Source organism: Actinophytocola sp. (genome assembly GCF_036378875.1).
Taxonomy (GTDB): domain Bacteria; phylum Actinomycetota; class Actinomycetes; order Mycobacteriales; family Pseudonocardiaceae; genus Actinophytocola.
The window spans coordinates 22,028-34,839 of record NZ_DASUVO010000047.1; the positions used below are offsets into that span (position 1 = coordinate 22,028).

Genomic DNA, 12,812 nt, shown 5'->3' on the forward strand with positions numbered 1-12,812 from the left:
TTGACAATGATCGAACTGTACGCCACGATCACGGCCATGACATTTCGATCGGCGTCAAACAGTCTGCTGATCCTCGCGTTGGGTGTGTTCACCGTCGGTACCGACCTGTTCATCCTCAACGGACTTCTGCCCACCATTGCCGCCGACCTGAAGGTCACCGAGTCCACCGCGGGCCAGCTGACGACCGTGTTCGCCGCCACCTACGCGCTCGGCTCGCCCCTGATCGCCGCGTTCACCGGCGCCTGGGACCGGCGCGTGCTGCTGGGCGGCGGGATGGCGATCTTCGTCGTCGGCATGGTCGGGCAAGCGGTCGGCACCACCTTCGCCGTGCTCGCCGCCGCCCGCGTGGTCGCGGCGCTCGGCGCGGCGGCGTTCCAGGCCAACGCGTTCGTCGTGGCCGGTGCGACCGCGTCCGAGGCGACCCGCGGCCGCGCGCTGTCACTGGTGGCCGCCGGTGTCTCGGTGTCGAGCGTGCTTGGTGTGCCGATCGGCGTGTTCGCCGGCGCGTCCGTGGGCTGGCGCGGCGTCATGTGGGGCATCGCCGCGATCGGCACGGTCGTGGCGGTCGCCGTGCTGGCGTTGCCCCGCGTCACCGTTCCGTCCGCCGGGCTACGCGCCCGCCTGTCCGTGCTCGTCCGGCCGTCGGTCACGCGGGTCCTGCTGGTGACCGTGTTGGGCCTGACCGCGTCGTTCAGTGTGTTCGTCTACCTGCCGGTGATCGCGGCGGACGTCGCGCCGGGCGTCGCGATCTCGTGGGTGCTGGCGGCCAACGGCCTCGGCTCGGTCGTCGGCAACTGGTTCGCCGGCCGATGGACCGACCGGGTGGGGCCACGGCGGGTGCGGCTCGTGTCGATCGCCGGTTCGGCCGTGCTGCTGGCCGTGATGAACGCCGCCCTGCTGTCGCTTCCGAGCCTGCTGGTCGCGGCGGTCATGCTCGGCGCGGTCGGCGGGATGCTGATGGTGCCGCAGCAGCACCGGCTGTTCACCCTCGCGCCGGACGCGCCGACCGTGGCTCTGGGCCTCAACGGCTCGGCCATCTACGTCGGCGCCGCCCTCGGATCCGCGATCGGAGGGCTGGCGCTGTCCTCGGCCGGTGCCGCGTGGCTCGCGCCCGTCGCCGCCATCGTCGCCGTCGGCGCGGTGATCGCGGCCGCCGAGAACACGGCCGTGCCGGTCCGCGAACCGGCGCCTGCTTAGAGCACCACCGGCGCCAGGTCCTCCGCTGCGCGGATCGTGTGCCAGACGACCTCCGGAGGCACCTCGTCCTCCCTGGTCGACGCCACGATGGCCCAGGACGACTCCGGGGAGTCGCGCCGGACGACCGCGCCGACGCACGACACGCCTTCGCGGAACTGGCCGTGTTCCAGCACCGGGCCCTTGCCGAACGACCGGAGCTCGACGTCGAGCGCGGCGACGTCGATCAACGTGCGGGACGTGAAGCGGCGCATGCCCTGGTCGGCCAGGTACTCGGCCCGCCTGCCCTGTGGCAGTTCGGCGAGCAGCACCTTGCCGACCACGGTCGCGTGCGCGGCCACCTCCAGCCCCACCTCGAGGTCCTCCAGGTGCGGTGACAGAGGGCCCTCGACGATGTCGGTGATGACGATCCGGCCCGACACGAACCGGCCGAGGTAGGCCGTGCGCCTGGTCATCGCCGACATGTGCCGCAACACCTCGTGGACCTGCGGAGGTTGGTCGAACGACGCGAGCAGTTCGTGGAACCGGCGGGCCACGGCGGAGCCGAGTACGTAACCCCCGTCGGGTGCCCGAAGCAGGTAGCCTTCGTAGGTCAGAGTGCGAACCAGGTGGTACGCGGTGGACAGGTGCAGTTGGCACCTGCGAGCGATCGCCTTCACCGTGAGCGGTGTGCGGCTGGCCCCGACTTCCTCGAGGATCCGGCAGGCCCGGGACACGGACTGAATGAGATCGCTTGGTTGGGGCGCTCTGTCGCGCATGCGTCACCGTCCCGCGAGCGCCGCTTTTTCACTATTTGAAATTTTAGCGGTTCCTCCAAAGGGCTGCCCGCTGCCAGCCTCGAAGCATTGTGACGTGCGGTTCGTCGCACGCCGGCCCTGACCCTGCCGGAAAAACCTGAATGGCGCCTTCCGGGCTCTCGGATGCTCGGAAGGCGCCATTCAGGCCACGACTATTCGGCCTCGGCGAGCAGGGCACCCATGCGGGTGATGCCCGTCGCGAGGTCCTCGTCGCCAAGCGCGTACGACAGCCGGAAATAGCCAGGCGTACCGAAAGCCTCGCCGGGGACGACCGCGACCTCGGCGTGCTCGAGCACCAGCGCGGCCAGCTCGACACTGGTCGCCGGCCGCACGCCGCGGATTTCCTTGCCGAGCAGATCCTTCACCGACGGGTACACGTAGAACGCGCCCTGCGGCGTCGGCACCTGAACTCCCGGGATCTCCGACAGCAGCTTCACGATCGTCTGCCGGCGCCGGTCGAATGCCGCACGCATCTCGTGCGCGGCGTCCAGCGAGCCCGACACGGCGGCCAGCGCGGCCCGCTGCGACACGTTCGCGACGTTCGAGGACAGGTGCGACTGCAGGTTCGACGCCGCCTTGGTGACGTCGGCCGGGCTGATCATCCAGCCGACCCGCCAGCCGGTCATGGCGTAGGTCTTGGCCACGCCGTTGATCACCACGCACGTGTCGGCCAGCTCCGGCACCGCCACCGGCATCGACACGGCCTCGACGCCGTCGTAGGTCAGGTGCTCGTAGATCTCGTCGGTGATCACCCAGATGCCGTGCTCGACCGCCCACCGGCCGATGGCCTCGACCTGCTCACGCGGGTACACCGCGCCGGTCGGGTTGGAGGGGGAGCAGAACAGCAGTGCCTTGGTGCGCGGGGTCCTTGCGGCCTCGAGCTGCTCGACCGTCGCGAGGTAGCCGCTCGTCTCGTCGGTCACCACGGGCACCGTCACACCGCCGGCCAGCGCGACGGCCTCGGGGTAGGTGGTCCAGTACGGCGCCGGCAGCAGCACCTCGTCGCCCGGGTCGATGAGCGTGGCGAAGGCCTGGTAGACGGCCTGCTTGCCACCGTTGGTCACCAACACCTGGCTGGCCTTGACCTCGTAGCCGCTGTCACGCAGCGTCTTGGCCGCGATGGCCTCCCGCAGCTCGGGCAGGCCGGCCGCGGGGGTGTACCGGTGGTTCTTCGGGTCCTTGGTCGCCTCGGCGGCCGCCGCGACGATCTCGGGGGGAGTGGGGAAGTCCGGCTCGCCCGCGCCGAAGCCGATGACCGGCCGGCCGGCCGCCTTCAGCGCCTTGGCCTTCGCGTCCACCGCCAGCGTGGCGGACTCGGCGATGCCGCCGATTCTGGCGGAGATCCGGCGCGGGGGGACGGTGGCTTCACTCATGTGGGCATCGTCCCAGATTCGCCAACGCGTTTAATGGGGGGTGGTGAGGTCAGGCCGGTGGCTGCCTGATCAGGGTCGAGGGACCCGTCCGGACCGGCGTCGGCCTCGTCCGAGGCGGTTTGACCGGCGCGGTTGCGGGTCGGTTTTGCCCTTGCCGTACACTCTTGAACTTGGAAGTTGCCGACCCCGCTCCGCGTGCGACACGGGGCAGGTCGAATGCGTCCGCAAACGTGGTGTCGAGTGATCGACAGCGCGAAGGGGTGTAGCTCAATTGGCAGAGCAGCGGTCTCCAAAACCGCAGGTTGCAGGTTCAAGTCCTGTCACCCCTGCGTCAGGCGCATGTCCGTGAAGAGCATCGAGCGGAGGAACTGGCGTGGTTGACGACCGGGACAAGGAGCCGAGTAAGGGACAGGAGCGCCCTTCTCGTCCGGTCACCGCCGCGGCGCGGCGAGAGCGCCGTGCTTCCGCTCGCCCTGCCGCGCGGAAGGAGTCGCCGGCCGAGGAGGGCACCAAGTCCTCGCGGCCGAGTGACGAGAAGGCGAAGCCGAAGGCCAAGGCCAAGTCGGACGCGAAGGCCGAGCCCGAGGCGAAGGCCTCCGCCAAGAAGGGCGAGCACAAGGGCCGGCCGACGCCGACACGCGACGGCAAGGACTCGCGCCCGGGTCTGTTCGCGAGGCTCTTCCGCTTCCTGCGGGAAGTGGCGGCGGAGCTGCGCAAGGTCATCTGGCCGACACGCAAGCAGATGATCACGTACACGGCCGTCGTGTTGGTTTTCGTGGCCTTCATGGTGGCGGTGATCGCGGGGCTCGACTTCGCGCTCACCAAGGGCGTAATCGCGCTCTTCGGCTGAGCTGCGCCTGTCCGGGCGCGCCGGCAGAGTGCCGACTACGCGATCTATGAAATAAGGAAGCGGGACCGAACAGTGAGCTCCGACAACGGTGCGGCTGCCAGCGACGAGCTGACCGGCCTGTCCGAGGACGGCGACGTGCGCACGGAGGAGATCGCGGCCGCCGAGGCCGCGCTGGCCGTCGACCCCGACGTCGAGGCGGCCGCCTCCACCGACGCCGACGCCGACGACTCGGCGCAGACCGTGGCGGACAGCGACACGGACAGTGACGCGGACGAAGACACGGACGAAGACACGGACGCGGTGGTCGAGGATCCGGCAGCCGAGATGCGCGATGCCCTGCGTCGCGCGCCCGGCGACTGGTACGTCGTGCACTCGTACGCGGGTTACGAGAACAAGGTCAAGACCAACCTCGAGACCCGGATCCAGACCCTCGACATGGAGGAGTACATCTTCCAGGTCGAGGTGCCGACCGAAGAGGTCACCGAGATCAAGAACGGGCAGCGCAAGCAGGTCCAGCGCAAGGTGCTGCCCGGCTACATCCTCGTGCGCATGGACCTGAACGACGCGTCCTGGTCGGCGGTGCGCAACACCCCTGGCGTCACCGGGTTCGTCGGCGCGACGTCGAAGCCGTCGCCGCTGACCATCGACGAGGTCCTCAAGTTCCTCCTTCCGCAGGTGGAGGAGGCCAAACCGGCGGCGGACGGCAAGGGCAAGACGGCGGCCCCGGCCAAGGGCCCCGTTGTCGAGGTCGACTTCGAGGTCGGCGAGTCGGTCACCGTCATGGACGGCCCGTTCGCCACGCTGCCCGCGACGATCAGCGAGGTCAACGCGGACGCTCAGAAGCTCAAGGTCCTGGTGTCGATCTTCGGCCGGGAGACCCCGGTCGAGCTGTCGTTCACCCAGGTCTCGAAGATCTGAGCCGGGTCGCCGCCGAAACACTAGTCAGGGAAAGAAATGCCACCCAAGAAGAAGAAGCTGGCCGCGATCATCAAGCTGCAGATCACGGCCGGCCAGGCCAACCCGGCGCCGCCCGTGGGTCCTGCCCTTGGTCAGCACGGCGTCAACATCATGGATTTCTGCAAGCAGTACAACGCCGCCACCGAGTCGCAGCGCGGCACCGTGGTGCCTGTGGAGATCTCGGTCTATGAGGACCGCTCGTTCGACTTCAAGCTCAAGACCCCGCCGGCGGCGAAGCTGCTGCTGAAGGCCGCGGGTGTCGACAAGGGCAGCGGCGAGCCGCACCGCAACAAGGTCGGCAAGGTGACCTGGGACCAGGTGCGTGAGATCGCCGAGACCAAGAAGGCGGACCTCAACGCCAACGACATCGACCAGGCAGCCAAGATCATCGCCGGCACCGCCCGGTCGATGGGTCTCACGGTCGAATAAAGCAACCCCGTGGGAGGGCCAACGCGCGGCCCGCTACCACATCCTGATTGGAATCAGACATGGCAAAGCGCAGCAAGGCCTACCGCCAGGCCGCGGAGCAGATCGACCGGGAGCGGCTGTACTCGCCGCTGGAGGCCGCGAAGCTCGCGAAGGAGACGTCCCGAGTCAAGATGGACGCGACCGTCGAGGTCGCCATCCGGCTGGGCGTCGACCCCCGCAAGGCGGACCAGATGGTGCGCGGCACGGTGAACCTGCCGCACGGCACCGGCAAGACCGCACGCGTGATCGTCTTCGCGACCGGTGACAAGGCCAACGAGGCCGTCGCCGCCGGTGCGGACGAGGTGGGCGCCGAAGACCTGATCGAGCGTATCCAGGGTGGCTGGCTCGACTTCGACGCCGCGATCGCGACCCCCGACCAGATGGCCAAGGTCGGTCGCATCGCCCGCATCCTCGGCCCGCGCGGCCTCATGCCGAACCCGAAGACCGGCACCGTCACCCCCGATGTCACGAAGGCTGTCGCCGACATCAAGGGCGGCAAGATCAACTTCCGGGTGGACAAGCAGGCCAACCTGCACCTGGTGATCGGCAAGACGTCGTTCGACCAGGAGAAGCTGGTGGAGAACTACGCGGCGGCCCTCGACGAGGTCCTGCGCGCGAAGCCGTCCGCCGCGAAGGGCCGCTACCTGAAGAAGGTCACCTTCACGACGACCATGGGCCCGGGCATCCCGGTCGACCCAGCTCGTACCCGCAACCTGCTGCAGGACGAGCCGGTCGCCTGACAACCGCATACGAAAACGGGGCCCTCCGCGCGACGTGAGGGCCCCGTTTTTCGTGTTGTTGGTTGGGCAGGCCTGGGGAGGCCCGCCCAACCGTTGTGCTCAGCCGATCGTGGCGCCGACCGCTTCCAGCGCCCTGGTCACGGGCTCGAAGAAGGTGACGCCGCCGATCGTGCAGTCACCCGAACCGCCAGAGGTCAAGCCGACCGCGCCGCCGTCCTCGGTGAACAAGGGACCGCCGCTGTCACCGGGTTCGGCACAGACGGTCGTCTGGATCAACCCGGTGACCGTGCCCTCCGGATAGTTCACCGTCGCGTCCAGCGCGGTGACGTCCCCGTCGAACAGGCCGGTGGTGCTGCCCATGCGGAACACCTGCTGGCCGACCTCGGCCTCGATAGCCTGGTTGATCTCGAACAGCTGACCGTCGCCCAGGTCGACGACGCTCTGCGCGTCCTCGGCCGGGTCGTCGTAGGTGAGCAACGCGAAGTCACCCTCACCGGGGAACAACGCCTCCTGGACCGTGGCGATCGGGTCGCCGTTCTGCTCGTCGGACCACTCTTCGGCGATGACCCCGCAGTGACCGGCGGTCAGGAAGCCGGGGGTGCCGTCCGCCGTGACGACGTTGAAGCCGAGCGAGCAGCGTCCGCCACCGGCGAAGATCGCGTCACCACCCTCGGCGAACAGACTGAACTTGCCGGCAGCACGCGTCAGCGTGGCGACGTCGTCGCCGACCTTGTTGACCGAACCCTCCAACTCGTCCCAGGTCTCCCCGGTGACGGTCGAGTCCGCGGTGACGATCATCCGACCTGTGGCAGGGTCCGTCGCCCAAGCGGTGCCTGGAATGCGGTCCTGACGTAGCTCCATCAAATTGGCCAGGTCGCGGTCCGGCGAGGGGGCGGCGGTCTGACCGCCCTCACGCTCAGCATTGGCCTGTGGCAACAGGACAGCGACGAGTGCCACGAGCGCCACGCCTCCAGCTCCTGCGAACAGAGCTTTCCGCGTGGCTGGCCTGTGTTGGGCACGCAATTCGCGACCTCCTCGGTAAGTGGAATCGGGCGCACTGGTGTCTGCCCGATTACACGAGGAGATGTTGATAACGGTTCAGCGTCAGTTTGAAGGTGTAGTGGGAGGGGTGAGTCCGGCACAGTCGACCGGTTCAGCTTGGTGGGCAGACACGATCCACTGTCCCTCGCCTCCGCCGGCCTGTTCAGAGTTCGGGATCTGCCTGAGGGTGAAGAGACCGAGCCGCGGTCCGCCAGTGACCTCTATCGCGCAGGAGCTCACGGATGCCGTGGCCCCGTCAATGGGAGCAGCGGAGGCTGGAATCCGCGGGTTCGCGTACTCGGATTTCATGCGGTCCGCTGCTACTGCCATGTAGATGGTCTGAACAATGTCCTTGCAGGTGTGGCCGTATTCCGCCATGTTCTTCGTGAACTGATCGCGTGCCGCTGGCTCGAACCGGTCGCATGTTCTCGTGCTGTCGCCCTGGGCGATGTCTTCGTAGATACGCCGCACCGCGAGGTCCGGTGATGTCTCGAAAAGCAGAGTGCCTTCCGCTTTCTTGCCGCCAACTTCCGATGCCTTGGGTTTGTCGAGGTCGGGGCCGAGGAAGTAGTCGATCGCCAGGTATCCGCCGATGATCACGACCGCCAGGATCACCAAGCCGGTGATGATCTTGCCGACGGCCGCCTTGAACAGGCGTTTCGGCAGGCTCTCCTTCGGGGGCTGGCCCCACGGTGCGAGGAAACCGGGCGGGGGCGGCGTGTCGGGCGGCGGGAAGCCCTTGTCCGCCTGATCGCGCATCAGTTCCTGGAACCGTTGGAAGTCCTGGAACTGGCGGATCTGCTCCGGCGTGATCTCGGTGGGCGGCCGCACCGCGGGTGGGGGAGCCGCAGGATCCACGGGCTGCTCGCGCGGGTGCTCGTTGTCGGCCACGGGTTCATCATGCCGTGTCCGCCCCCACATCGACCCCGGTTGGGGGGCCGCGCCACCGCAACGTACGATTGTCGATGGTTCTACCGAAGACCGCTGGTTTCTGCCATCCGGCAGACGAAGGTCCCGTGTGACAGCGGGCGGCCCGCGCAGGCAAGAACGAGGCTCGTGCGTTGTCATGCGCACATCAGATACGCCCCGTGCCTTCCTGCGCCGGGGCGTTCGTCGTCTCTGTGGCTGGATCGCCAGTGGGCAACAGCCAATGAGAGGAGGCGACCATGGCGAAGGCAGGCAAGGTCGAGGCCGTCGCTGAGATCGCGGACAAGTTCCGCAGCAGCTCGGCAGCCGTTGTCACCGAGTACACCGGTTTGACCGTGTCCCAGCTGACCACCCTGCGTCGCGCTCTCGGCGAGGGCACCACCTACCGGGTCGCCAAGAACACCCTTGTCAAGCGGGCCGCGGAGGATGCTGACATCCAGGGCCTCGACGCCCTGTTCGTCGGGCCGACCGCGATCGCGTTCGTCGAGGGTGAGCCGGTGGACGCCGCGAAGGCTCTTCGCGACTTCGCCAAGGACAACAAGGGCCTGGTCATCAAGGGCGGCTACATGGACGGCCGCCCGCTCACGGTCGACGAGGTCGACAAGATCGCCGACCTCGACTCCCGCGAGGTGCTGCTCGCCAAGCTGGCGGGCGCCATGAAGGGCAACCTTGCCAAGGCCGCCGGGCTGTTCAACGCCCCGGCCTCGCAGGTCGCGCGTCTGGCCGCCGCACTGCAGGAGAAGAAGGCGTCCGCCGAGCAAGCGGCTCCCGCCGAGAGCTGAAAACCACTTTTAGAAAGGAAATGCCGTCATGGCGAAGCTCAGCACTGACGAGCTGCTCGACGCGTTCAAGGAGATGACGCTCCTCGAGCTGTCCGCCTTCGTGAAGCAGTTCGAGGAGACCTTCGAGGTCACCGCGGCTGCCCCGGTCGCCGTCGCCGCGGCCGGCCCGGTCGCCGGTGCGCCCGAGGCCGCCGAGGAGCAGGACGAGTTCGACGTCGTCCTCGAGTCGGCCGGTGACAAGAAGATCCAGGTCATCAAGGTCGTGCGCGAGGTCGTTTCCGGCCTCGGCCTGAAGGAGGCCAAGGAGCTCGTCGAGAGCGCGCCCAAGGCCGTCCTGGAGAAGGTCGCCAAGGATGTCGGCGAGGCCGCCAAGGAGAAGCTCGAGGGCGCTGGCGCCAAGGTCACCCTCAAGTGATCTGACGCACATCAGCCAAACAGGCCGGTACCCGAACGGGTGCCGGCCTGTTGCGTCTTGTGGGTGCAACCCCGAGTTCACGCACGGTCAGTAACTAGGTACTTTCCCCCTCCAAGTGGGTGCTGACTCACCAGTAACCATGACGCGACGTGCTCGTTGCACGTACGACGACACCAATGTCGGGGGTGTCGCACAGCGAACCGGGAGGTTTCGATGGGCGCCGAAGTGGTCGTCGAGGGCCTGACGAAGTCCTTCGGGCGCCAGACAATCTGGCGGGACGTCACGTTGACACTCCCCGCGGGCGAGGTCAGCGTCATGCTGGGACCGTCGGGCACCGGCAAGTCCGTGTTCCTCAAGTCGATCATCGGGCTGCTCAAGCCGGAACGCGGTCGCTGCGAGATCAACGGCGTCGACATCGTCACCTGTTCGGAGCACAAGCTCTACGAGATCCGCAAACTGTTCGGCGTCCTTTTCCAGGACGGCGCGCTGTTCGGGTCCATGAACCTCTACGACAACGTCGCCTTCCCACTTCGTGAGCACACCAGGAAGTCCGAGTCGGAGATCCGGCGGATCGTCCTCGAGAAACTGGAGATGACCGGCCTCGCCGGCGCGGAGAAGAAACTCCCCGGCGAGATCTCGGGTGGTATGCGCAAGCGGGCCGGGCTCGCGCGGGCGTTGGTGCTGGATCCCGAGATCATCCTGGTCGACGAGCCGGACTCGGGCCTCGACCCGGTCCGCACCTCCTACATCTCGCAGCTGCTGATCGACCTGAACACGCAGATCGACGCCACGATCCTGATCGTGTCCCACAACATCAACCTCGCGCGGACCGTGCCGGACAACATCGGCATGCTGTTCCGCCGCGAGCTGGTGATGTTCGGCCCGCGCGAGGTGCTGCTCACCAGCGAGGAGCCGGTGGTCAAGCAGTTCCTCAACGGCTCGCGCATCGGCCCTATCGGCATGTCCGAGGAGAAGGACGAGGCCACGATGGCCGCCGAGCGAGCCCACATCGAGGCCGGGCACCACGACGGCGGCACCGAGGACGTCCGCGGTGTGGTGCCACAGGTCCAGCCGACTCCCGGTCTCGGTGAGCGGGGCGCGGTGCGTCGCCGGCAGGACCGCGTCATGCAGATCCTTCACACGCTGCCGAAGCCGGCGCAGCAGGGCATCATCGACTCGCTGACCGCCGAGGAGCAGGCGCGGTACGGCGTGCGTGCCGGCGCTCTGCGACCCAGTCCGCACCCGAGAGACGGCTGGACCGCCGCGTCGGGCGACCTCCGCGACGGCGACCTGGCCAACCTGCCCACCTCGAGCTGGCGCAACACGCCGGGTGCCGGCGCATGACGGCGCTGCCCGCGTTCGGGCGCGCACGTGTGTCCCACCCCGCCGACTGGCCGCCTGGGCATGGCTTCGGCCCGGATCGGCGCACGGGAGTCCCATTCGCTCGCACTGACCGGCAAAAGTTGTCCACAGGCGCCTTCGACCAGGGGTTTTGTCTGTGTGGCTTGGTACGATGGCCTCGGGGTGGCCCCCCGGGTACGGGTGGGGGATGCCTACGCAACCATCTGGGGTCGCTGTTCGGCGAAACTGAAATCTTTCGGAGGCCGCGGCTTTTCGCGGGCGTTGTTCAGCGGGTCGGGCCATGACCAGCCGGACCGCGACCGCGCGCTTTCCCGGTGCCGCGGCGCTGAGGGAGACCGGGCGGCTGTTCGCTCTCGCGCTGGACGTGGTCGTCCAGACGTTTCGGCGGCCGTTTCAGTTCAGGGAGTTCGTCCAGCAGTGCTGGTTCATCGCCAGCGTCACGATCCTGCCGACCGCACTCGTCGCGATTCCCTTCGGTGCGGTCATCGCGTTGCAGCTGGGGTCGTTGATCGTCCAGCTCGGGGCGCAGTCGTTCAACGGGGCCGCCGCCGTGCTCGCCGTGATCCAGCAGGCCGCGCCGGTCGTCACCGCGCTCATGGTGGCCGGGGCCGGTGGCTCGGCGATCTGTGCCGACCTCGGCGCACGCGCCATCCGCGAGGAGATCGACGCCATGGAGGTCCTCGGCGTCAACCCCATCCAACGGCTCGTTGTGCCGAGGGTGCTGGCCGCCATGGTGGTCGCGGTCCTGCTCAACGGGCTGGTCTCCGTCGTCGGTGTGCTCGGCAGCTATTTCTTCAACGTGGTGCTCCAGGGCGGCACCCCGGGCGCGTACCTGGCGAGCTTCTCGGCCCTCGCGCAGCTTTCGGACCTGTGGATCTCCGAGTTCAAGGCGCTGATCTTCGGCTTCATCGCCGGTGTGGTCGCCGCCTACCGGGGGCTCAACCCGAAGGGCGGGCCGAAGGGCGTCGGGGACGCGGTCAACCAGTCCGTGGTGATCACGTTCCTGCTGCTGTTCTTCGTGAACTTCATCATGACCGCCGTGTACCTGACCGTCGTCCCGCAGAAGGGGAGCTGATGCGGCGCATCGTCAACGCACCTCTGGGCTGGCTCGACACGCTCGGCGACCAGATGTCCTTCTACCTGCGTGCGCTCGCCTGGATCCCACGCACGCTGCGTCGCTACCTGCGCGAGACCATGCGCATCCTCGCCGAGGTCAGCTTCGGCTCCGGTGCGCTCGCCGTCATCGGCGGCACGATCGGCGTGATGGTCGGCATGACCGTCTTCACCGGCACGGTCGTCGGTCTGCAGGGTTACGCGGCACTGGACCAGATCGGCACGGCCGCGTTCTCCGGCTTCGCGTCCGCCTACATCAACACCCGCGAGATCGCGCCGCTCGTCGCGGGCCTGGCGCTGTCGGCCACGGTCGGTGCGGGCTTCACCGCACAGCTCGGCGCCATGCGGATCTCCGAGGAGATCGACGCGCTCGAGGTGATGGGCGTGCCGAGCCTGCCGTTCCTGGTGACCACGCGGATCATCGCCGGCTTCATCGCGGTCATCCCGCTGTACATCATCGGCCTGCTGTCCAGCTATCTCGCGTCCCGCTCGATCGTCGTCTACTACTACGGCCAGTCGGCGGGCACCTACGACCACTACTTCAACCTGTTCCTACCGCCGCAGGACGTGTTCTGGTCCTTCGGCAAGGTGCTTATCTTCAGCGTGGTGATCATCCTCGTGCACTGCTACTACGGCTACCGCGCGTCCGGCGGCCCGGCGGGCGTCGGCGTGGCGGTGGGGCGCTCGGTGCGGACGACGATCGTCACCGCAGCGGTGCTGAACTTCTTCATCGGCTTCGCCGTCTGGGGCACGAACGTGACGGTGAGGATCGCGGGATGAGCGAGCTTGCGAG

The 12,812-nt window shown here is 67.9% G+C and carries 14 protein-coding genes and 1 tRNA gene; 11 read left to right on the forward strand and 4 right to left on the reverse strand.

Going from position 1 to position 12,812, the window contains the following annotated elements; genetic code table 11:
* The first annotated feature begins 36 nt into the window (after positions 1-36).
* On the forward strand, positions 37-1,197 hold the full coding sequence (locus VF106_RS13090; protein WP_330839933.1) for an MFS transporter: 1,161 nt from the start codon (positions 37-39) through the stop codon (positions 1,195-1,197).
* Here the strand turns inward: VF106_RS13090 and VF106_RS13095 are convergent.
* Positions 1,194-1,952 (reverse strand): IclR family transcriptional regulator, encoded by a 759-nt coding sequence (locus VF106_RS13095; protein ID WP_330839934.1) that lies wholly within the window; start codon positions 1,950-1,952, stop codon positions 1,194-1,196. The genes VF106_RS13090 and VF106_RS13095 overlap by 4 nt on opposite strands.
* Positions 1,953-2,143: 191 nt before the next feature.
* Complete coding sequence (locus VF106_RS13100; RefSeq protein WP_330839935.1) at positions 2,144-3,364, reverse strand: pyridoxal phosphate-dependent aminotransferase; 1,221 nt, start codon at positions 3,362-3,364, stop codon at positions 2,144-2,146.
* Between the two features lie 256 nt (positions 3,365-3,620).
* On the opposite strand from VF106_RS13100, the gene VF106_RS13105 reads away from it, so the two are divergent.
* The 5 genes from VF106_RS13105 to rplA all read left to right on the forward strand — a co-directional run bounded on the left by VF106_RS13105 (position 3,621) and on the right by rplA (position 6,379).
* Positions 3,621-3,693: transfer RNA gene (locus VF106_RS13105), tRNA-Trp, on the forward strand.
* Between the two features lie 44 nt (positions 3,694-3,737).
* Positions 3,738-4,214 (forward strand): preprotein translocase subunit SecE, encoded by a 477-nt coding sequence (gene secE / locus VF106_RS13110; RefSeq protein WP_330839936.1) that lies wholly within the window; start codon positions 3,738-3,740, stop codon positions 4,212-4,214.
* 72 nt (positions 4,215-4,286) lie between these two features.
* Positions 4,287-5,132 (forward strand): transcription termination/antitermination protein NusG, encoded by an 846-nt coding sequence (gene nusG, locus VF106_RS13115; RefSeq protein WP_330839937.1) that lies wholly within the window; start codon positions 4,287-4,289, stop codon positions 5,130-5,132.
* Between the two features lie 36 nt (positions 5,133-5,168).
* Positions 5,169-5,600, forward strand: coding sequence for a 50S ribosomal protein L11 (gene rplK, locus VF106_RS13120; protein ID WP_330839938.1), 432 nt, complete (start codon positions 5,169-5,171; stop codon positions 5,598-5,600).
* 59 nt (positions 5,601-5,659) lie between these two features.
* Positions 5,660-6,379, forward strand: coding sequence for a 50S ribosomal protein L1 (rplA, locus tag VF106_RS13125; protein WP_330839939.1), 720 nt, complete (start codon positions 5,660-5,662; stop codon positions 6,377-6,379).
* A gap of 99 nt (positions 6,380-6,478) precedes the next feature.
* On the opposite strand, the gene VF106_RS13130 is transcribed toward rplA, so the two are convergent.
* Together VF106_RS13130 and VF106_RS13135 are read right to left on the reverse strand one after the other, a co-directional pair.
* Positions 6,479-7,240: a S1 family peptidase gene (locus tag VF106_RS13130; protein ID WP_330840036.1), complete on the reverse strand. Its 762-nt coding sequence runs from the start codon at positions 7,238-7,240 to the stop codon at positions 6,479-6,481.
* Between the two features lie 243 nt (positions 7,241-7,483).
* Entirely contained in the window at positions 7,484-8,311 is an 828-nt protein-coding gene (locus tag VF106_RS13135) for a hypothetical protein (protein ID WP_330839940.1), read from the reverse strand.
* A 275-nt stretch (positions 8,312-8,586) separates the two neighbouring features.
* On the opposite strand from VF106_RS13135, the gene rplJ reads away from it, so the two are divergent.
* From rplJ to VF106_RS13160, 5 genes are all read left to right on the forward strand, one after another.
* The gene (rplJ, locus tag VF106_RS13140; protein ID WP_330839941.1) at positions 8,587-9,129 is read left to right on the forward strand and encodes a 50S ribosomal protein L10; all 543 of its coding nucleotides are present in this window, start codon (positions 8,587-8,589) and stop codon (positions 9,127-9,129) included.
* Positions 9,130-9,157: 28 nt separating this feature from the next.
* Positions 9,158-9,544 carry a 50S ribosomal protein L7/L12 gene (gene rplL / locus VF106_RS13145; RefSeq protein WP_330839942.1) on the forward strand — a complete coding sequence of 129 codons (387 nt, stop codon included), beginning with the start codon at positions 9,158-9,160 and terminating at the stop codon, positions 9,542-9,544.
* Between the two features lie 213 nt (positions 9,545-9,757).
* Positions 9,758-10,888 carry an ABC transporter ATP-binding protein gene (locus VF106_RS13150; RefSeq protein WP_330839943.1) on the forward strand — a complete coding sequence of 377 codons (1,131 nt, stop codon included), beginning with the start codon at positions 9,758-9,760 and terminating at the stop codon, positions 10,886-10,888.
* Between the two features lie 298 nt (positions 10,889-11,186).
* The gene (locus VF106_RS13155; protein ID WP_330839944.1) at positions 11,187-11,981 is read left to right on the forward strand and encodes an MlaE family ABC transporter permease; all 795 of its coding nucleotides are present in this window, start codon (positions 11,187-11,189) and stop codon (positions 11,979-11,981) included.
* The gene (locus VF106_RS13160; protein ID WP_330839945.1) at positions 11,981-12,799 is read left to right on the forward strand and encodes an MlaE family ABC transporter permease; all 819 of its coding nucleotides are present in this window, start codon (positions 11,981-11,983) and stop codon (positions 12,797-12,799) included. Before VF106_RS13155 ends, VF106_RS13160 begins: the two co-directional genes overlap by 1 nt.
* The last annotated feature ends 13 nt before the right edge of the window (positions 12,800-12,812 follow it).

Bases quoted from the DNA above. Each gene is read 5' to 3' on its own strand.
- VF106_RS13090 (WP_330839933.1), top strand. From the start codon at position 37: ATGACATTTCGATCGGCGTCAAACAGTCTGCTGATCCTCGCGTTGGGT.
- rplA (WP_330839939.1), top strand. From the start codon at position 5,660: ATGGCAAAGCGCAGCAAGGCCTACCGCCAGGCCGCGGAGCAGATCGAC.
- VF106_RS13155 (WP_330839944.1), top strand. From the start codon at position 11,187: ATGACCAGCCGGACCGCGACCGCGCGCTTTCCCGGTGCCGCGGCGCTG.
- VF106_RS13160 (WP_330839945.1), top strand. From the start codon at position 11,981: ATGCGGCGCATCGTCAACGCACCTCTGGGCTGGCTCGACACGCTCGGC.
- VF106_RS13100 (WP_330839935.1), bottom strand. From the start codon at position 3,364: ATGAGTGAAGCCACCGTCCCCCCGCGCCGGATCTCCGCCAGAATCGGC.
- VF106_RS13130 (WP_330840036.1), bottom strand. From the start codon at position 7,240: ATGGAGCTACGTCAGGACCGCATTCCAGGCACCGCTTGGGCGACGGAC.
- VF106_RS13095 (WP_330839934.1), bottom strand. From the start codon at position 1,952: ATGCGCGACAGAGCGCCCCAACCAAGCGATCTCATTCAGTCCGTGTCC.
- rplJ (WP_330839941.1), top strand. From the start codon at position 8,587: ATGGCGAAGGCAGGCAAGGTCGAGGCCGTCGCTGAGATCGCGGACAAG.
- VF106_RS13150 (WP_330839943.1), top strand. From the start codon at position 9,758: ATGGGCGCCGAAGTGGTCGTCGAGGGCCTGACGAAGTCCTTCGGGCGC.
- rplK (WP_330839938.1), top strand. From the start codon at position 5,169: ATGCCACCCAAGAAGAAGAAGCTGGCCGCGATCATCAAGCTGCAGATC.
- rplL (WP_330839942.1), top strand. From the start codon at position 9,158: ATGGCGAAGCTCAGCACTGACGAGCTGCTCGACGCGTTCAAGGAGATG.